This is a genomic window from Muricauda sp. SCSIO 65647 (assembly GCF_021534965.1).
In the GTDB taxonomy this organism is placed as follows: Bacteria; Bacteroidota; Bacteroidia; order Flavobacteriales; family Flavobacteriaceae; genus Flagellimonas_A.
Window position 1 is genome coordinate 3,211,220 of sequence record NZ_CP091037.1, and the last position, 17,753, is coordinate 3,228,972.

Annotated in this window: 18 protein-coding genes; 5 read left to right on the top strand and 13 right to left on the bottom strand. The window is 43.9% G+C overall.

Annotation, left to right across the window (positions count from 1 at the left end):
* Positions 1 to 45: 45 nt before the first annotated feature.
* The 3 genes from L0P89_RS14200 to murA all read left to right on the top strand — a co-directional run bounded on the left by L0P89_RS14200 (position 46) and on the right by murA (position 2,372).
* Positions 46 to 333 carry a DUF493 family protein gene (locus tag L0P89_RS14200; RefSeq protein WP_235265773.1) on the top strand — a complete coding sequence of 96 codons (288 nt, stop codon included), beginning with the start codon at positions 46 to 48 and terminating at the stop codon, positions 331 to 333.
* 74 nt (positions 334 to 407) lie between these two features.
* A complete protein-coding gene (locus tag L0P89_RS14205; protein WP_235265774.1) occupies positions 408 to 1,052 on the top strand; it encodes a DUF4290 domain-containing protein in 645 nt (214 codons plus the stop codon).
* Between the two features lie 12 nt (positions 1,053 to 1,064).
* Positions 1,065 to 2,372 carry a UDP-N-acetylglucosamine 1-carboxyvinyltransferase gene (murA, locus tag L0P89_RS14210; protein ID WP_235265775.1) on the top strand — a complete coding sequence of 436 codons (1,308 nt, stop codon included), beginning with the start codon at positions 1,065 to 1,067 and terminating at the stop codon, positions 2,370 to 2,372.
* Here the strand turns inward: murA and L0P89_RS14215 are convergent.
* The 6 genes from L0P89_RS14215 to L0P89_RS14240 are packed head-to-tail and all read right to left on the bottom strand — an operon-like array spanning position 2,369 to position 7,523.
* The gene (locus tag L0P89_RS14215; protein ID WP_235265776.1) at positions 2,369 to 3,373 is read right to left on the bottom strand and encodes a pirin family protein; all 1,005 of its coding nucleotides are present in this window, start codon (positions 3,371 to 3,373) and stop codon (positions 2,369 to 2,371) included. The genes murA and L0P89_RS14215 overlap by 4 nt on opposite strands.
* Positions 3,370 to 3,537 (bottom strand): Lacal_2735 family protein, encoded by a 168-nt coding sequence (locus L0P89_RS14220; RefSeq protein ID WP_235265777.1) that lies wholly within the window; start codon positions 3,535 to 3,537, stop codon positions 3,370 to 3,372. Before L0P89_RS14220 ends, L0P89_RS14215 begins: the two co-directional genes overlap by 4 nt.
* A gap of 20 nt (positions 3,538 to 3,557) precedes the next feature.
* Entirely contained in the window at positions 3,558 to 4,985 is a 1,428-nt protein-coding gene (locus tag L0P89_RS14225) for an amidohydrolase (protein WP_235265778.1), read from the bottom strand.
* Positions 4,986 to 5,026: 41 nt separating this feature from the next.
* Complete coding sequence (locus L0P89_RS14230) at positions 5,027 to 6,337, bottom strand: deoxyribodipyrimidine photo-lyase (protein WP_235265779.1); 1,311 nt, start codon at positions 6,335 to 6,337, stop codon at positions 5,027 to 5,029.
* Complete coding sequence (locus tag L0P89_RS14235; RefSeq protein ID WP_235265780.1) at positions 6,337 to 7,029, bottom strand: SDR family NAD(P)-dependent oxidoreductase; 693 nt, start codon at positions 7,027 to 7,029, stop codon at positions 6,337 to 6,339. The genes L0P89_RS14230 and L0P89_RS14235 overlap by 1 nt, the downstream gene beginning before the upstream one ends.
* Positions 7,030 to 7,031: 2 nt before the next feature.
* Positions 7,032 to 7,523 (bottom strand): SRPBCC family protein, encoded by a 492-nt coding sequence (locus tag L0P89_RS14240; protein WP_235265781.1) that lies wholly within the window; start codon positions 7,521 to 7,523, stop codon positions 7,032 to 7,034.
* Between the two features lie 174 nt (positions 7,524 to 7,697).
* Between L0P89_RS14240 and L0P89_RS14245 the strand changes: the two genes are divergently transcribed.
* Both L0P89_RS14245 and L0P89_RS14250 read left to right on the top strand, forming a co-directional pair.
* The gene (locus tag L0P89_RS14245; protein WP_235265782.1) at positions 7,698 to 8,858 is read left to right on the top strand and encodes a T9SS C-terminal target domain-containing protein; all 1,161 of its coding nucleotides are present in this window, start codon (positions 7,698 to 7,700) and stop codon (positions 8,856 to 8,858) included.
* Positions 8,859 to 8,941: 83 nt separating this feature from the next.
* Positions 8,942 to 9,784, top strand: a complete 843-nt coding sequence (locus tag L0P89_RS14250; protein ID WP_235265783.1) for a DUF2911 domain-containing protein — start codon at positions 8,942 to 8,944, stop codon at positions 9,782 to 9,784.
* A 54-nt stretch (positions 9,785 to 9,838) separates the two neighbouring features.
* Here L0P89_RS14250 and L0P89_RS14255 read toward each other — a convergent pair whose 3' ends face one another.
* The 7 genes from L0P89_RS14255 to L0P89_RS14285 form a co-directional block, all read right to left on the bottom strand.
* On the bottom strand, positions 9,839 to 11,545 hold the full coding sequence (locus L0P89_RS14255) for a sodium:solute symporter (RefSeq protein ID WP_235265784.1): 1,707 nt from the start codon (positions 11,543 to 11,545) through the stop codon (positions 9,839 to 9,841).
* A 106-nt stretch (positions 11,546 to 11,651) separates the two neighbouring features.
* Complete coding sequence (locus L0P89_RS14260; protein ID WP_235265785.1) at positions 11,652 to 14,186, bottom strand: PIG-L family deacetylase; 2,535 nt, start codon at positions 14,184 to 14,186, stop codon at positions 11,652 to 11,654.
* A 79-nt stretch (positions 14,187 to 14,265) separates the two neighbouring features.
* Positions 14,266 to 14,808 (bottom strand): mechanosensitive ion channel domain-containing protein, encoded by a 543-nt coding sequence (locus tag L0P89_RS14265; protein ID WP_235265786.1) that lies wholly within the window; start codon positions 14,806 to 14,808, stop codon positions 14,266 to 14,268.
* A gap of 6 nt (positions 14,809 to 14,814) precedes the next feature.
* The gene (locus L0P89_RS14270; protein ID WP_235265787.1) at positions 14,815 to 15,774 is read right to left on the bottom strand and encodes a septum formation inhibitor Maf; all 960 of its coding nucleotides are present in this window, start codon (positions 15,772 to 15,774) and stop codon (positions 14,815 to 14,817) included.
* A 34-nt stretch (positions 15,775 to 15,808) separates the two neighbouring features.
* The gene (locus L0P89_RS14275) at positions 15,809 to 16,408 is read right to left on the bottom strand and encodes a Maf family nucleotide pyrophosphatase (RefSeq protein ID WP_235265788.1); all 600 of its coding nucleotides are present in this window, start codon (positions 16,406 to 16,408) and stop codon (positions 15,809 to 15,811) included.
* Positions 16,401 to 16,928, bottom strand: coding sequence for a KdsC family phosphatase (locus L0P89_RS14280; protein ID WP_235265789.1), 528 nt, complete (start codon positions 16,926 to 16,928; stop codon positions 16,401 to 16,403). The genes L0P89_RS14275 and L0P89_RS14280 overlap by 8 nt, the downstream gene beginning before the upstream one ends.
* Positions 16,912 to 17,712 (bottom strand): Rossmann-like and DUF2520 domain-containing protein, encoded by an 801-nt coding sequence (locus L0P89_RS14285; protein WP_235265790.1) that lies wholly within the window; start codon positions 17,710 to 17,712, stop codon positions 16,912 to 16,914. The genes L0P89_RS14280 and L0P89_RS14285 overlap by 17 nt, the downstream gene beginning before the upstream one ends.
* Positions 17,713 to 17,753: the final 41 nt, after the last annotated feature.

A 17,753-nucleotide genomic window follows, 5' to 3' on the forward strand; every position in this document is an offset into this window, starting at 1 on the left:
CCAAAAAAATGCCCTATATAGAATATATTTGCACAAAATTAATTTATGGAAAAGGACAAATCAGAAGAGTTCTATGAAAGACTGAAAGTGCAGTTGCAAGAAAATACGGATTGGCCCTCAGATTATCTCTATAAGTTCATCGTGCCCACCGACGAAGCCAAGATCGATAGCATCAACAAAATCTTTGATAATACAGGAGCCGTAATCGAGTCTAAAAAGTCAAAAAAGGGCAATTATACCAGCATATCGGTAATGGTACACCTGAGCGGACCCGACGCGGTTATCGAAAAATATCTAAAAGTTTCTTCGATCGAAGGGGTTATTTCGCTTTGACATCCCATGACTGTCATAATTTTATTATTTTGCAGCCGTTAAGCTTCTAGCAGAAAATTTAAAATCTCTCCAGTTTGAATTTAGTAGAAAACCTAGAGTACAATACCGAAAGACCGAAACTTATTATACCCGAGTACGGGCGCCATTTTCAGAAAATGGTCGATCATTGTGTCTCTATCGAAGATAAGGAAGAGCGCAACAGGGTGGCCAAGGCCATTATTAGTGTGATGGGCAATTTGCAGCCCCATTTAAGGGATGTGCCCGATTTTCAACATAAACTATGGGACCAATTGTTCATCATGGCCGATTTTAGGTTGGATGTCGATTCTCCCTTTCCCATACCATCAAAAGAGGTATTGCAGCAGCGACCTGACCCGCTTGAATACCCACAGAACCATCCGAAGTATCGTTTTTATGGCAATAACATAAAAAGAATGATCGATGTGGCCGTGGGCTGGGAAAAAGGCGATATGCGTGATGGCCTTGAGTATGCCATTGCAAACCACATGAAAAAGTGTTACCTGAATTGGAACAAAGATAGTGTTGAAGATTCAGTCATCTTTGAGCATCTTAAAGAGTTGAGCAATGGCGAGATCGATCTGGCACCAGATGGTGAAAACTTAACGGAAAGCAATCAGTTTCTCAAGAACCGCTCACAGAAATCAAATAGGGGCAATACCAAAAAAGGACAACGCAACAGCCGTAAAAAAAGGCATTAACCGCTTCACTTCATGGGAACTTTTAAAATTGAGGGTGGCCACCAGCTTCATGGAGAGATAATTCCACAAGGAGCCAAAAACGAGGCCCTTCAAATACTTTGCGCCGTTCTATTGACCCCAGAAGAAGTTGTGGTGAACAATATACCCGATATCATCGATGTCAACAAGTTGATCGATCTTCTCAAGAACCTGGGTGTTAAGGTCCAGCACAAGGGCAAGGGTACTTACAGCTTTAAAGCCGATGAGGTCGACCTTGATTATCTACAGACAGAAAAGTTCAAACAAGACGGCCGTGGCCTGCGTGGATCTATTATGCTGGTAGGCCCATTGTTGGCCAGATTTGGAAAAGGATACATACCAAAACCCGGTGGTGATAAAATAGGGAGAAGGCGATTGGATACCCATTTTGAGGGTTTTATCAAGCTCGGCGCACAATTTCGCTATAACCGGGAAGAATATTTCTATGGCGTAGAGGCCGAGAAATTGAAAGGCACCTATATGCTGTTAGATGAGGCCTCGGTAACGGGCACTGCAAATATTGTCATGGCAGCGGTGCTTGCCGAGGGTACCACCACCATCTACAATGCTGCATGTGAACCCTATCTACAACAGCTCTGTAAAATGCTGGTACGCATGGGCGCCAAGATTTCAGGTATTGGATCCAATCTCTTGACCATTGAAGGGGTAGGGCAACTTGCCGGAACCGAGCACACCATGCTCCCCGATATGATAGAAATTGGCAGTTGGATTGGTCTTGCTGCAATGACCCGAAGTGAGTTGACCATCAAAAATGTCAGTTGGGATGATTTGGGCCTGATACCCGATGCCTTTCGAAAATTGGGAATTCAGGTTGAGAAAAAAGGGGATGATATTTTTATACCCAAGCATAACGATGGTTATGCAATCCATAATTACATCGATGGATCAATATTGACCATTGCTGACGCACCATGGCCAGGCCTAACGCCTGACTTGTTGAGCATCATGTTGGTAGTGGCGACCCAAGCGAGGGGCGAGGTGATCATTCACCAAAAAATGTTTGAAAGCCGTCTTTTCTTTGTGGATAAGTTGTTGGATATGGGGGCCAAGATCATTCTTTGCGATCCGCACCGCGCTACGGTTATCGGACACGATTTCAGGTCTACCCTAAAGGCCACCACCATGGTTTCGCCCGACATTCGTGCCGGCGTATCACTTTTGATCGCTGCGCTTTCTGCAAAGGGCACATCGATTATCCACAATATCGAACAGATTGATCGGGGTTATGAAAACATCGAAGAGCGACTTCAAAAAATCGGGGCCAAAATCGAAAGGGTTTAAGATTTTTCAATAGTATGTCCATCAGGATATTTCGCAAATCGCCCTTTGTCCCTCTCGTGGACATTATCGGGGTAGGGCCAAGGCCAACCGCCGAATTGGGTCACCCGATACTCATCCATGGCCTGCTGTATCTCTTCTTCTGTATTCATGACAAAAGGCCCGTATTTGGCAATAGGTTCCTCTATCGGTTTGCCCTGTAGCAAAAGAAAATGTGCTTTTTCACTTCCGATTCGTATTTGGGTTTCTTGGGTGGCGTCTAAAGCGATTCCGAAATTCGGATTGATTTTTTTGTCTCCGATGAAAATTTCCGACCCTTCATAAAAATAAAGTGTTCTTGTGACTTCGGTATCGGCCTTTGGCAATGTATAGGTTACATTGGTATTGACATGAATATTCCAAACAGCGACTTCGTTTTCGGGTTTTACGGCCCATGAATTCGGAGCAGGGTCGTTTGCCTTTGTTCCCCTATAGTTTCCAGCAATGACTTTTATGGTGGCATTTTCCTCTTTTATGATAGGAATATCTTCATGCCAAAGCATTTTGAAGTGTGGCGCTGTAAATTTGTCCCTCTTGGGAAGGTTCAACCAGATTTGAAATAGTTCTAGCGGATTCTCCTTATCGGTGTTCAACAGAGGAAACATTTCAGAATGCTGCACACCACGTCCTGCGGTCATCCACTGTACATCACCTTCACCAAATCGACCAGCTGCCCCAAGTGAATCAGAATGGTCACAAAAACCCTTGTTCACGATCGTAATGGTTTCAAAACCACGATGTGGGTGATAGGGAAATCCAGGTACCGTATGTCCGTGGTACATACGCCAGCCATCCTTTATGGTAAAGTCATTGCCCAAATTTCTACCCTCAAGTAGTTCGGGATCGGGCCCCATGTTCTCATTGCCCTTTGGATAATGGTCGAGATGATACACACAGAATAAAAATGGATCTTGGGTCTGCCACGGAAAACCTAGGGGAAATGTCTGTAAAATAGATTTTTTCATTGCAATAGGGACTCTATCTTTTTTTGAATTTCATCAGCTTCGGCATAAATACGATCGCTGTCGGATCTGTTGATTTTTGATAGCTCAAAAGCTTCTTTCATCAACTTTTTGTACTTCTCCTGTAATTTTTCAACTTCTGATTTCTTCTTGAACAATTTGAACATAGCAACTTTTTTTGTTTGGATTAATTATTACCGATCGGTGGCGGGCCATCGATCATGGGCTCGTATTTTTCGTCACCTTTACGCACTTTGAATTCTTCTTTTACTTTTTCGATCAATTTTGGATTTTCAAAGAGATCGACCATGGTCATTGCCATGGCCTTTGCCGCATGAACCATACCTTTGTGACCTATGCTCATGCCTCCACAGGCCACTACGGCCCATGAGTGCCACGGTGTACCTTTTGGGGCCACGGTAACCCTTAAATTGATGTTCGGTACGTTCCAGCTTACATCGCCCACGTCTGTTGAGCCTCCCCCAGGATTTTCTTCGGTTTCTTTCAACTGATGAATTTTGCTGTCCATACCTATCTCTGGTTTTCCAGTGGCTTTTTGGATTGCCTTGCCAAAAGTGGTTTCCTCTTCGGTATAGGTAATGGGGCCAAGCAATTCTAAATTCTTTTGCATGATTTCACCGCCCGTACGGTTCACCAAGGTCTCATAAATACCTGAGACCAATGAAATCTTATAATCGACATTGGCCATGATAGCCGCACCTTCGGCCATTTTTTTGACATGTTCGTAGGTAGGCAACATCACTTTTCGCTTTGGGTCACGAACGCGCACCCAAATCTTCGCATAATCCGGAACGACATTTACGACTTGTCCGCCATCTTGAATGTGGTAATGTAGGCGTGAAGTAGGTTTGATATGTTCACGATAGTAATTGATGCCCGTGGTATAAAGTTCTAAGGCATCAGAGGCACTGCGGCCATTCCAAGGGTCTGAGGAAGCATGCGCGGCCTGGCCATAGAATTCGACGATGAAATCGATTAAAGACAAACTACTTTGCACATCGGCCTCTATTTCGGCGCCAGGGTGCCAACTGATGTTGACATCGACATCGTTCCATAGCCCGGCCTCGACCATCCAGACCTTGGCAAAATATTTCTCTTCGGCCGGAGTACCCAAAAATTTGACCGTTCCTTTGATTTTACCTTCGGCTATAAGCTCTTTAATGGCAATGGCGGCCCCAAGACTGGCGGCCCCGAACAAGTTATGGCCGCAACCGTGGCCTGCGGCACCCGCTTTCAGCGGTTCTTTGGCGGGCTGTGCCTTTTGCGAAATGCCCGGCAAAGCATCAAACTCTCCCAAAATGCTGATTACGGGCTTTCCCGAACCGTATGTCGCTGTGAAGGCTGTGGGCATATCTGCAACCCCACGAGTAACAGCTAGGCCATTTTCTTCTGCGTAATCTGCCAAAACCTTTGAAGACTTGGACTCATTGAAAGCAGTCTCTGCCAATGCCCAGATTGAATCACTGATCTTGATAAGGTTTTCTTTGTGTTTTTCTACTGATGCGATGACGACTTGTTTGTTTTTACCAAGTTTTTGCGCCCCAATATTGGATGATATGCTGAACAAGAATAAAAGAAGGAATATTTTTTTCATCTATATAGGTTTTAATAGCTTCTAATGTACCAAAAAATGAATTATCCCAATGCTTCTTTAAAAGCCTTCAGACAACGCTCTCGTGCCATCTTATGGTCTACCATTTTTTCGGGATAAGAATCGGCGCCATATTCAGGAATCCATTCTTTGATATACGTTCTTTCTTTGTCAAATTTGTCGACTTGGGTCATCGGATTGAAGATACGGAAGTAAGGGGCCGCATCAACACCACTGCCCGCCGCCCATTGCCAATTGCCCACATTGCTGGCCATTTCATAATCGAGCAGTTTTTGGGCAAAATAGGCTTCGCCCCAGCGCCAATCAACAAGTAAATGCTTGCATAAGAAACTGGCTACCAGCATTCTTACCCGGTTGTGCATGTAACCGGTTTCGTTGAGTTGTCGCATACCGGCATCGACCAGGGCAAAACCGGTCTCGCCTTTTTTCCATCTTTCAAACTCATTTTCGTCGTTGCGCCATTCGATGCGGTCGTATTTTGGTTTAAAGGCATTGCCCACCGTGTTCGGGTAATGCCATAGTATTTGCATGAAGAACTCACGCCAAATCAACTCGTTCCAAAAAACTTCGGCTTTTTCCATAATGGCTTTTTCAACCATTCTTCTTATGGATACAGTGCCAAACCTGAGGTGTGGACCTAATCGGGAAGTACCTTTTTCTTTAGCGGGATAGTCACGGGTATCTTCATATTTTTTTATCAGTTGGGAAGACACATCATGTTTGGGAACCGTGATAGCTGAATTTTTGAATCCGATATCGCTCAACGAAAGGTTGGGCAAACGGTTGTTTTTCACAAAATTTCCCATAAAAGGAACAACTTCATGGTCGGTTAAGTGCATTGTTCGATCAAAAATCTCCTTCCATTTGTTTTTATAAGGCGTATAAACGGTATACGGATGACCATCATTTTTGACCACTTCGTCTTTTTCAAAAATAACATGGTCTTTGTATGTTCTGAACGCAACACCCTTTTTTTCAAGCAATTTTTTTATCGTATCGTCGCGTCGCTTTGCATAGGGTTCGTAGTCGTGGTTGGTGAATACGGTTTGAACATTGTGCCCTGCGATCAGTTTAGAAAAAAGATCCCCAGGTTCTCCGTGATACATCGCTAAACTACTATTGGCCTTTTCTTGCAATGTACGGCGCATATTTTGCAAAGTCTCGAATATGAACGTCACACGGGCGTCATTCTTCGGTAGGTTTTCCAATATTTCCGTGTCAAAAATGAAAATGGGCATGACCGGGTGCCTATCGGTCAATGCACGGTGCAGCCCTACATTGTCGTGAAGCCGCAGATCGCGTCGAAACCAGAAAATATTGATTTTGTCAGCCATCAATCAACGTTCAAAGTAGAAATGCCGCCATCGACCCCTAGAACTTGTCCTGTGATCCAAGTGCCTTTATCGCTCAATAAAAATAGAGCCATTTGGGCAATATCTTCAGGTCGCCCCACTCTTTTTAATGGATGCCTTTGGGCCATCAAACCTTGCTTCTTTTCATTGCTCAGCAATCTTTTGGCCAATGGTGTATCAACAAGCGAGGGCGCAATGCAATTTACCCGAACTTTTGGGGCATACTCGGCAGCCAATGATCTGGCAAACCCCTCAATGGCGCCTTTTGCCGCTGAAACACTGGTATGAAAGGGCATTCCCGTTTCAACGGCCACTGTACTAAAAAAGACCATACTTGACTTTTCGGCCATTTTGGACATTATCGCAGACACTATTTTTACCAAGGAAAAGAAATTGACTTCCATATCTTCCTTAAAAGTATCCAGCGATAACATTTTGAACGGTTTCAAATTGATAGTGCCAGGGCAATAGGCAAATCCGTGAATTTCGTCCGGTAATCGGGAAACGTCGAGTTCATCGTTGGTGGCATCAAATGTGATGTGGGTGATACCTGACCCATTTAGTTCCCCATGGGTTCGAGAGGCTACAAAAACAGAATGGTCTTTGGCAAGTTCTTTTGCCATGGCCAGGCCAATGCCATGTGAACCTCCTATCAATAAAATATTTTTTGACATGTTCAATTCAGTTCAAATTCGTTCTCAAAATGGGGCAGGGTGCCAAACAGCTCGGTCAACTTTTCTTTACGGTACTCAAAAATCTGCTTTAGCTGTTTTTTGACCAACCATGGCTGTGCCCACTGACCAATGATTCCGAACGGAATCTTGTAATCGATGAGATCTTCCATTTCAACACCACCTTCGATTTCCTTTATGAAATGTTTATGGTGCCAAAGCGCATAAGGTCCGAACCGCTGTTCATCGACAAAATATTCTCCCTCTTTCACATGGGTGATCTCAGTGACCCACTTGGTAGAAAAACCTGGAAACGGCTTTACCACATACTGTATGATTTGGCCTTGGTACATGGGTCTATCCGCTCCCGACAGAATATGAAATCCCATATGGTCTGGAGTGATTACTTTAAGGTTTTTTGGATCAGAAAGAAATTGCCAAGCCTCTGTTTTAGATATTGGCAGTGCTTGCTTGGCCCACAGGCGATATAATTTCATAAAAGTGTTTTGACAAAGATAAAAAGCATTTTGTTTAAACTTTAATTAAAAAAGTTAAACAAATTATAAACGACATTGAACCTTCGTTTTCCATTTACCGTGATTCTTGAAGATTCGTCCAATTCTTGTCAAAGTTTGCTGTACCTGTTTGTATCTTTCAGCTGATTTTGGAAGATGAAAGGGCTCATATATATTTTTCTGTTTTTCTTGGGTGGATGGCTCTATGCGCAAAGTGATGTGCAATCAGTGGGGCAATTGCCACAAACCATTTCTGAAACTTCGGGATTGATTTTTTATAACGGAAAATTAATTACCCACAACGATTCGGGCAATACGCCACAGTTGTTCGAAATCGATACCGTTTCATTGGCGATTACCCGAACGGTAACCATAGAAAGCACCATCAATGTTGACTGGGAAGACCTTGCCCAAGACGATGACTATATTTACATAGGGGATTTTGGAAACAATACCGGCGACCGTCAAGATCTGGCCATACTCAGGGTCGCCAAAGCAGCATACGATATCGCTGATACTGTCAGCGCAGAGCGAATTGATTTTTTCTATGAAGATCAAGAAGACTTCACGACCGCCCAAAACAGTGATTGGGATGCCGAGGCCCTGTTTGTGTTGAACGATGACCTGATTATTCTCACCAAACAATGGCAAAGCCAGGGTACGGTTGCATACCGTCTTCCAAAGCTGCCAGGCGCGTTTTTGGCAGAGCGACTAGATACTTATCAAGTGAACGGTCTGGTAACCGGGGCTACTTACGATTCTGCCTCCAATGTATTGTATTTGGTAGGCTATAACCAATTTTTATTGCCTTTTTTTGAAGTCATTGAGGGGGTGACCGACAATGCTATCTTTTCTGGGGAAAAGACACAGACAATGCTAGATATCGGTTTTGCCCAAATAGAGGCCATTGAGCAAGTGGGGGCTACTTTTTATGCCACTTCTGAGGAGTTCAACAATTCCAGCCCACCGGTCAGTTCAGCTTCCCGTTTGTTTCGTTTTTCATTGGATGAAGATGATTTGCCACCAGAAGAAGAGGAAGAGGAGGAGGAAAATCCTTCCGATGGGGGACAACTAAATAATGACCAACTGGTTCTTTATAAACGACTTGACTCAGAACTATTGAACTATCGATTGAACACGTCCCGTGCCATATTTGGCATGGGTATTTTCGATACTAGCGGTAGACAAGTACAATTCGTGCCCCTTGAAGAATTACAGAGCGATTCCATTGATCTTTCCACTCTGGGCCCATCGGTTTACTACTTCACTTTTTTTTTAAAGGGAAAAACGGTTTCGAAACCATATTTCAAGTTTTGAAAATGCTTATTTAGGCTTATTTTAACAAACTTGGCCTGCCTTTATCTTTAGTTTTGTCAGACTAACGATAAAACACTTTCAAAATGAAAAGATTAGCCTTGTTTGCGTTCGTGGGTCTACTCTCAGTAACGCTTTCAGCCCAAATGCAGACCCCCCAGCCAAGTCCGTCCAGTAAGTTAAAACAGACTGTTGGATTGACCGACGTGGTGGTCAAGTATTCACGACCTTCCATGAAAGGAAGAACTATTTTCGGAAACCTTGTTCCCTATGATAAATTGTGGAGAACCGGTGCCAATAAAAATACAACGGTATCGTTCAGCGATGATGTCACCATCGGTGGCAAAGAACTCAAAGCGGGTAACTATGCTATTTTTACCAAACCAGGTGAAACCGTTTGGGAAGTAATTTTTTATTCAGATGCCGAGAATTGGGGTACTCCTAGAAAATGGGACGATGCAAAAGTGGCCGTTACCACCAAGGTTGAGGTAATGCAAATGCCAATGCCCATCGAGACCTTCACGATCACTATTGATGATCTGCACAATAATGGAGCTACTTTAGGGATGCTTTGGGAAAACCAATACGTAGGCGTGAAGTTTGAAGTACCCACTGATAAAAAGGCGACCAAAAGCATAGAAGCTGCAATGTCAGGGCCTTCGGCCAACGACTACTATGCTGCCGCAGCGTATTATATGGACGAGGGAAAAGATCTGGCAAAGGCCAAAGAATGGATTGATAAGGCGGTATCAATGAACGACAAGGCCTTTTGGATGATGCGCAAACAATCGTTGATCTATGCCAAAATGGGCGATAAGCAAGGGGCCATTGCAGCGGCAAAGAAATCATTGGCAGTCGCGGAAGAAGCAGGTAATGCTGACTATGTCAAATTGAACAAAGATTCCCTGAAAGAGTGGGGCGCCCTATAAAGGAAAAGAATATTTATTTCTTGAAAACCCTGACCATATTGCGGTCGGGGTTTTTTATGCTTCAAAGGCAGGGTTCCGCAGCCATCGGTCAAAAGTTTCAAGGATAATCGCAATGAGAATGACCAATGCACAACCAAATGCGTTGAGCCATAGATAAGACATCCAGTCTTGGCTCCACCCGATAATGACGATTATTTGCGTTATGATGGCCGCAATGAAAACGGCATTGCCTTTGACAAACTTAAAAAAGAAAGCAAGAAGAAAAATACCCAGTACGTTGCCGTAGAAAATAGAACCAATAATGTTGACCAATTGTATTAGATTATCAAAAAGATTGGCCACACAAGCTATGACAATCGCAATGACACCCCATAACAAGGTAAAGGCCTTGGTCGCCCTTACATATTGGCTTTGGTTCAACTGGGTCTTTTTGTTGCGTTTATACAGATCAATGGCCGTTATGGTCCCCAGGGCGTTTAATTCTGATGCTGTTGAAGACATGGCCGCCGAAAGGATCACGGCCAATAGAAGACCGACCAGACCTATGGGCAAATTGTTCAATATGAAGTGGATGAACACATAATCTTTGTCATTGGTCTCGACCGTACTGTCTGCTTGGGCAATCAACGTTCTGGCTGCATCACGGTTACTGCTTTCCTTTTTGTTCAAGTCGACCATTTTGATCCGTGCCTCTTCGATGGCATTGTAGTCTTTGACGCCCCATGCCTTTGAGAATTCATTTTGGGCCATTCTCTTTTCGGTTTCCAGCTCTTTATGCCCTTGCTCAAGTTGCCGGTAATCTTCGGCATAAGTAGATGACAAAACGGCTTCGCTGGCCGCAGGATTGAAATTGAGCGGTGAACTATTGTACTGATAGAAAACAAATACCATTACGCCCACCAAAAGAATGAAGAACTGCATGGGTATTTTTAAAATGCCATTGAAGATCAAACCCAATTGACTTTCACGTACTGATTTACCCGAAAGATAACGCTGTACCTGACTTTGATCGGTGCCAAAATAGGCAAGGGCCAGAAAGAAACCACCCGTAATGCCACTCCAGAACGTGTATCGATTCTGGGTATCAAAATCGAAGTTCAGAATATTCAATTTTTCATTGGCCCCCGCAATTTTCAATACCTCCCCAAAGGTGATGTCAATGGGTAGCGACCCCAATATGAAGAAAAAGGCGAAAAACATGCCCACCATGATAATGAACATCTGTTGTTTGTGGGTCACGCTCACTGCCTTGGTGCCACCAGAAACGGTATAGATGATGACAATAATACCAATGATGATGTTTAGCGTTCTCAGGTCCCAGCCCAAAACGGCCGATAAGATAATTGACGGCGCAAAAATCGTGATACCCGCAGCAAGCCCGCGCTGTATCAAAAAAAGAATAGCGGTAAGGGTTCTTGTCTTGAGGTCGAACCGTTTTTCAAGCAGTTCGTAGGCCGTAAATACTTTAAGCTTGTGATAAATCGGTACAAAGATGGCGCAAATGACGATCATGGCCAATGGAAGCCCAAAATAGAATTGCACAAAGCCCATACCATCGTGAAATGCCTGACCCGGGGTCGAGAGAAAAGTAATGGCACTGGCTTGGGTGGCCATCACCGAGAGCCCTATGGTCCACCAACGGGCCTTGTTGCCCCCACGTACGTAGTCGTCAACACTTTTGCTGCCCCTGGTTTTCCAGACACCGTAGCCGGCTATGAACAAAAGTGTTCCGCTAAGAACTACCCAGTCAAGTATCACCATAGGTCAAATATTTCCCCGCATTAAAAAATGGAAAATGATGATATACATTGTATTGAGCAACAGTACTAATGTATATTCCCATTTCCAAACAAACTTTGTGAGTAGTTTATCCTTTGATTTCATCGGTCGATTGAACATTTTCCTTTCCTATCGAAAGCATGTTGGCAAACAATTTGAACGCCCCGGGCACTCCTGCCGGCAGTTCCCTAAAAAAACTAAGCCCAGTGTAGATATAATACCCTTTTCCATAGGGAGCTACCAAAAGGCTCCCTTTCTTGGCATCTTCACCCTCGTCTGCCATCGATAGTATGGGGGTGAACTCATCGCCCCATTCATTCGGGAAGTAAAGGCCCCTTTCTTGTACCCATCCGTCAAAATCACGCTCGGTAATCTGATTGGGGAAGTTGACAAGGGCATGACTTTTGGCGAGTATTTCTACAGGTGCGTTCTCATTGGTGACCCGATCCCTAGAAATTTTCAAGGGGTAGGGAGCAATGTTCTCAAACTGTGTTCGCCAACGATTGGCAGTATTGTACTGTACGATGAGGTTACCACCGTTCTTTACGTAGTCTAATATATGGGGTTGCTTGAATTTTAATTTCTCTATCACATTGTAGGCCCTGATGCCGACCACGATACCATCATATTTATAGAGAACGCCTTCGTCGATGTCATCGACATTTAGGGTGTGCACCTGATAACCGATTTGTTTCAGGCTTTCGGGAACCTTATCGCCAGCGCCCACAATATAACCGATATGCTCGCCTGTTTTTATGATGTTGAGGCGTACTACTTTTGCCTTTGCAGGTAAAAGCACATATTGTTTGGGTATATGGTAATAGGCTATCTCATTCAACTCTTTGTCAAAAACAGTACCCTCAGCCATTATCTTTGGGCTGATGGTACCTTCACTGTCTTGACTAGGTGGAGTAATCAAAAAATCAATGGTTTTTGTCTCTCCCTTTTGAGATAGGGCAAAGGTTGCCCTAGATGGCGAAATCGACCAACCTACGGGGTGTTCTATGGATACCGTGCCCGAAACATTTTCTTTTTCTGCACGAACTATTACAGAGACTGTTTTTGGATCTGCTTTTGGAAAAATGAGCACATCTTCCGCAAAGGAAGCCGTTACTTTCGGAAGTACCACAAACGGCTCATACAGTTCGCCCTTATCAGGTTTTGAGTATCTATGTACGACGGGCTTTTCAAATTCGATTGCTTTATCGTCAAAATTCAGCACAAAAGTGGCCTTGAAGGCTGGTGGCGTTTCGGGTTGGCCGATCAAATCGGTATCTGAAACCTTGTACATGCCCATGCTTCCATTTTCCCGTAACCAATACGGACTCGTATAGTTCTTTTTTTCGGGAACCTGAAAGTTCAACTTCAAGTCTTTCTTCATGTTTTCTTCGAGCACCATATCAGGAGAAAGTTGGGCGTACGTATCTGAAATCGTTATGGATTCAAGTTTCACGTTCATGGCACTACGGTTTAAGACCTCGATGTTGACTTCAACAGAATCGCCCTGAAATGTGGTCGCCGATGTGGCACTGGCCTCTAAATAGAGACCCAAACAGGCCAAGATGATATCTTTCAAATGCCCGGTCTTCAATTTTCGCCAATGATCGTCCTTCACGTTTTGCAATAGTTCAAAGGCTTCCAGTAGCTTGGGTACATGAACGCTTGGGTTTTGAAAATTAAAGGTTCTCTCGATTTCATTTAAAATGGCGCCAACTACCGCACCGCCTTCGATCCTTGACCATGAGGTGTCGATTCCATCAAAAAGATCGGTCTTATCTTTGGGCAGTGAACCCTTGATGAGTTCGACATACTCGTCTTGAGATCCCCTTGTCGACATTCTGCCGAAACCCTGACAAAGGTGTTGACTACTGGCCAGAGAAGCGATTTCATTGTTTGAAACCCCAAGTTCAGGATAATAAACCCCTACATCCAATTTCAACATTTTCGATTTATCGGCCTTTTCAAAATTTTCTTGACTACCGTAAAACCACCATGAGGTATTGAAAAAGATACGCTCGGGCCGCCATGTGTCTAGATGTTCAAGTTGCTCGTCGTAAGCATTGGGGTCGCCCGCGAGCTCAAAGGCTTCTAGACCAAGCATGGCTGATGCGGTATGGTGACCGTGCGTTCTACCGGGTGTTCTATGGTCAAAGCGGTTAATGATGACATCGGGCTTCAATTCGCGTATTGCCCTCACCATATCGCCCAGAACGACTTCTTTGTCCCATATTCTAAAGGTTTCATCAGGACGCTTTGAATAGCCGAAATCGTTGGCCCTGGTAAATCGTTGTTCTCCGCCATCTACTTTTCTGGCCGCTAGTAACTCTTGTGTTCGAAGCACTCCCAAAAGTTCTCGCAATTCCGGACCAATAAGGTTTTGCCCACCGTCGCCCCTGGTGATCGATAAATAGGCGGTTCTGGCATTTACATGATTTGATAAATACGAAATGAGCCGTGTGTTTTCATCATCGGGGTGTGCCGCTACATACAATGCGGTACCCAAAAAATTCAATTTCTGAAGCTCATGGAATATTTCAGAGGAAATTAGCTTTTCAGGTTTTTGGGCATTTGATGATAGAGAGAAAGAGGCTATGATGAAACATACTGCCCAAAACTTCTGCATAGTCTATTGTTTAAGGGTATCGGCCAAATATAGAAATATTAACAACCAAGGGCCTGTTATTTAGAACTTCTTTAACAGCTCAAAACAGCTGTTCAAGATCATCTTCGGTGGCCACCTGTTTTTGAATCAATACGACCCCTTTTTGTAGTAAGAGGTTGTTGGGGTAGGTCAATAGTTCACCGTTGTCTTTGATGAGATTCATATGAAAGGCCTTAATGTCCAAAATGATGGCCTCTTCAGGAAATTCTTTGTCTTGAATGCGAATGCGGTCCCCTATCTTGAAGGGAAAGTAAAAGAATAGAATGATGCCCGAAGTGATATTGCTCAAAATTGACCATGTAGCAAAAAGGGCTACCCCGATAACCGCAAATATTGAGGATAGCATTAGCCCAATTTCTTGAACATTGATACCCCAAACCAACACTAGAACAATGAGTAAGACCATAAACAAACCGAAAGTGACATACTTGACGACCAATCGGGTACGTACACGGTTGATCTCACTGATCCGGCCTACTCTTTTTATGGTCTTGACCGATAGAAATCGTAAGATCGCAAAGGCCAGCAAACAAATCAGGGTGGCCAGCAATTCACTTTGATGGTTAAAGAAAAATTCTCTCATGGTCGGTTACAGTCCAAGTGTATCACGAAGTACGGTATATTTATTTGAATTTTGCCGCCAATAGGGCGTTTTTAGTAGTTTGATCTTTGTTGCCTTGGTAGTCAACAGCGTTGCATTTTTTCCAAATCCACTTTTGAACTCTTCTGACCAATTTTCTATCGTATGCGGAAAATCATTGGCGAACGTAATCGAAAGTGTCCTATCCAATTCAGGATAGTGGAGGGTATAGGTTGAAGTCTCACCATCCTTATCAAGATTGGCCGTAGCCCCATAGCCCTTTACCTCTTTATGCCCCAATCGGATATATTCTAAAGAAGGGACCACATCTAGATCGCCAACTGGCAAATCATCGGGATTGATCCTGATCTTGTTCCAAAGTTCGTTTTCAAGTATTTCTTTTTGCAGTGAAAAGCTTTGATCGGCCTCGCTTTCAAAATAACTGTGCGAAGTAACCTCGAACTGATCACGGTTGTTGATTTGGGCGTAGACCTGACCACACCATTCTTGTGCGCTGAAACTGGTCTTCAGTGCATGTTGGTTGTCATGAACGGGGTAAAAGGTGCTGCTCATTATCGAATAGGGGTAGATGCCCGTCAGATATTTTTTGGTCGCATTGAGTTTTAGCACCGGTACATTGTCTTGATTGCTTCGGTCTGCTTTTACCTGTATCTCCGGTAAAAAGGGCTCGGTCACAAAAATGAGCACTGCCGTGCCCTCACGCATTTCACCGTAACGGGCCTGCTCTAATTGATAACTAGTGATTTCGGCCTCCCCGGCGTACCAATAGTCTTTGAATATTTTGGATACAGGTCTTTTGGCAACTTTTTTCTGCGATGTTTCTATAGCTTCTGTATTCACTGCCAAATCTTGTGTGTCTTTGACCGTGTTTTCCTTACAAGATTTAAACCAAACCGTTACGGTAGCCAACAGTATGATGAAAAGCTCAATACGAATCCATTTTTTCATAATTGGGATTTTTCTTAAAAGTAATGATTACCACTTAGCAAACCATATGCATTAACGTTTCGTAAACCAAATGTGTGGGCAACCCGACCACATTGGTATAGGCCCCCTTGATCTCTTCAATCCCTATAAGGCCGATCCACTCTTGAATGCCATAGGCCCCTGCTTTGTCATAAGGCTCGCATTTTTCGATATAGAAGGCTATTTCGTCTTCTGTAAGGGCCTTGAATTTTACATGTGTGGTATGATTGACGGTTTTCTGCTTGGCATTGGTGGTGAAGCAGACCGAGGTGATTACCTCATGCCAGTCATCTGAAAGGGTTTTTAGCATTTTAAAGGCTTCTTTGGTATCTTTTGCTTTTTCAAGTGAATTTTCTTGATGCCAGACCACGGTATCTGAGGTGATCAAGATGTCATTGTCATCAAGCTCACCTAAAAAGGCCTTTGCCTTTAGTTGGGCCAAGTAATCTGAAATCTCACTGGCCTTTAATTCTTCTGGGTAGTGTTCGTCAATGGGCTTGGGACGAACTTCAAAATCCAAACCAAACTCCTCAAAAAACTTTTTGCGACGCGGCGAGCCCGATGCTAGTATAATCGTGTGGTTTTGAAGCCTTTTGGCAAGTGGATTCTCAATCATTGGCAGCACTGAAATTAGCATTCCAATTGCCGTGAACCTTCATGACCTGTTCGATGATGTCACGTACACAGCCCTCTCCTCCGTTCTTGTGCGAAACGTAGTCGCTTATAGCCTTGACCTCTGCCGCAGCGTTTTGTGGACAAGTAGCCAAGGCCACCCTTTTCATGGCAGGAATGTCAGGTAGGTCATCGCCCATATAAAGAGCGGTCTTTGGTTCAATATTGTAACTATCCAGATACTCTTCCAATGGCTCTTCCTTATGATGGGCCCCCAAATAAATATCGGTAATACCAAGCCCTTTGAGCCTGTCTCGAACCCCTTTGTTGGTTCCTCCTGTGATGATACAAACATTGTACCCCTTCAGAAGAGCAGCTTTCATGGCAAAGCCATCTTTAACGTTCATTGTTCTCAGCAGCTCGCCATCATTGGTGATCAAGACCGAACCATCGGTCAAAACACCATCCACATCAAAGATAAATGTGGTGATATCTTTCAAATACTCCTTATAGTTTTTCTTCATGTGCCTGTCGAATTGATTCGCTCAAAAGTTGGTATATTTTTTTGTGCAACGGATGCTTCAATTCATCGAGATGGCGTTGCATGGTTTCTATATCGTTCCGCCTTGCGGGTCCGGTCTGTGCTGTTTGTGGATCCAAAAATCGGATTTTATTCGCAGTTTCACCAATCAAGGGCTTCAATAAATCAAACGATACATCATGGTCGCGACAAATTGTTGCTGCAATGGTGAACAGGTGATTGGGAAAATTATTGACGAATACAGCCGATAAATGCAATTGCCTTCGCTGTTTTGAAGAAATTTGATAAACGGAATCTGACAAGGTATCTGCTAGCTTCTCGAGTCTGGCAAGTGCAGTTCGGGTATTGGCCTCTACACAGATCGGAATCACGCTGAAATCAACAGGCCTTTCTTTTGAGAAAGTTTGTAGAGGATAAAAAACACCATATGATAGATGATCGTTTAAGGCGTCGATCGAAACGCTCCCGGCAGTATGGGCCACAATACCTTTTTTATTTCTTAACTGTTGTGCAACTTCAAAAATGGCAGTGTCACTGACCGCCAAAAGATAGAAATCGGCCTGCTTGACCTTTTTCAGGTCGGTTTCAATGATGGCTTCATCTTCAAAGGTGGACAGGACATTTTTGTCTCGCCCCACCACTTGAACCACCGAAACCTTATCAGTGGTCTGAAAAGCTTTGAAAAGATGAAAGGCCACATTGCCTGTGCCGATGATGACTACTTTGAGCATGCCCAAAAATACGAACTTGTACCAAACAGGTTTCACACGACGGTCGAGAATTGGATGCCCTGGTGCCTGTATCGAAA

Bases quoted from the DNA above. Each gene is read 5' to 3' on its own strand.
- L0P89_RS14200 (WP_235265773.1), top strand. From the start codon at position 46: ATGGAAAAGGACAAATCAGAAGAGTTCTATGAAAGACTGAAAGTGCAG.
- murA (WP_235265775.1), top strand. From the start codon at position 1,065: ATGGGAACTTTTAAAATTGAGGGTGGCCACCAGCTTCATGGAGAGATA.
- L0P89_RS14215 (WP_235265776.1), bottom strand. From the start codon at position 3,373: ATGAAAAAATCTATTTTACAGACATTTCCCCTAGGTTTTCCGTGGCAG.
- L0P89_RS14220 (WP_235265777.1), bottom strand. From the start codon at position 3,537: ATGTTCAAATTGTTCAAGAAGAAATCAGAAGTTGAAAAATTACAGGAG.
- L0P89_RS14225 (WP_235265778.1), bottom strand. From the start codon at position 4,985: ATGAAAAAAATATTCCTTCTTTTATTCTTGTTCAGCATATCATCCAAT.
- L0P89_RS14230 (WP_235265779.1), bottom strand. From the start codon at position 6,337: ATGGCTGACAAAATCAATATTTTCTGGTTTCGACGCGATCTGCGGCTT.
- L0P89_RS14235 (WP_235265780.1), bottom strand. From the start codon at position 7,029: ATGTCAAAAAATATTTTATTGATAGGAGGTTCACATGGCATTGGCCTG.
- L0P89_RS14240 (WP_235265781.1), bottom strand. From the start codon at position 7,523: ATGAAATTATATCGCCTGTGGGCCAAGCAAGCACTGCCAATATCTAAA.
- L0P89_RS14245 (WP_235265782.1), top strand. From the start codon at position 7,698: ATGAAAGGGCTCATATATATTTTTCTGTTTTTCTTGGGTGGATGGCTC.
- L0P89_RS14250 (WP_235265783.1), top strand. From the start codon at position 8,942: ATGAAAAGATTAGCCTTGTTTGCGTTCGTGGGTCTACTCTCAGTAACG.
- L0P89_RS14255 (WP_235265784.1), bottom strand. From the start codon at position 11,545: ATGGTGATACTTGACTGGGTAGTTCTTAGCGGAACACTTTTGTTCATA.
- L0P89_RS14260 (WP_235265785.1), bottom strand. From the start codon at position 14,186: ATGCAGAAGTTTTGGGCAGTATGTTTCATCATAGCCTCTTTCTCTCTA.
- L0P89_RS14265 (WP_235265786.1), bottom strand. From the start codon at position 14,808: ATGAGAGAATTTTTCTTTAACCATCAAAGTGAATTGCTGGCCACCCTG.
- L0P89_RS14270 (WP_235265787.1), bottom strand. From the start codon at position 15,774: ATGAAAAAATGGATTCGTATTGAGCTTTTCATCATACTGTTGGCTACC.
- L0P89_RS14275 (WP_235265788.1), bottom strand. From the start codon at position 16,408: ATGATTGAGAATCCACTTGCCAAAAGGCTTCAAAACCACACGATTATA.
- L0P89_RS14280 (WP_235265789.1), bottom strand. From the start codon at position 16,928: ATGAAGAAAAACTATAAGGAGTATTTGAAAGATATCACCACATTTATC.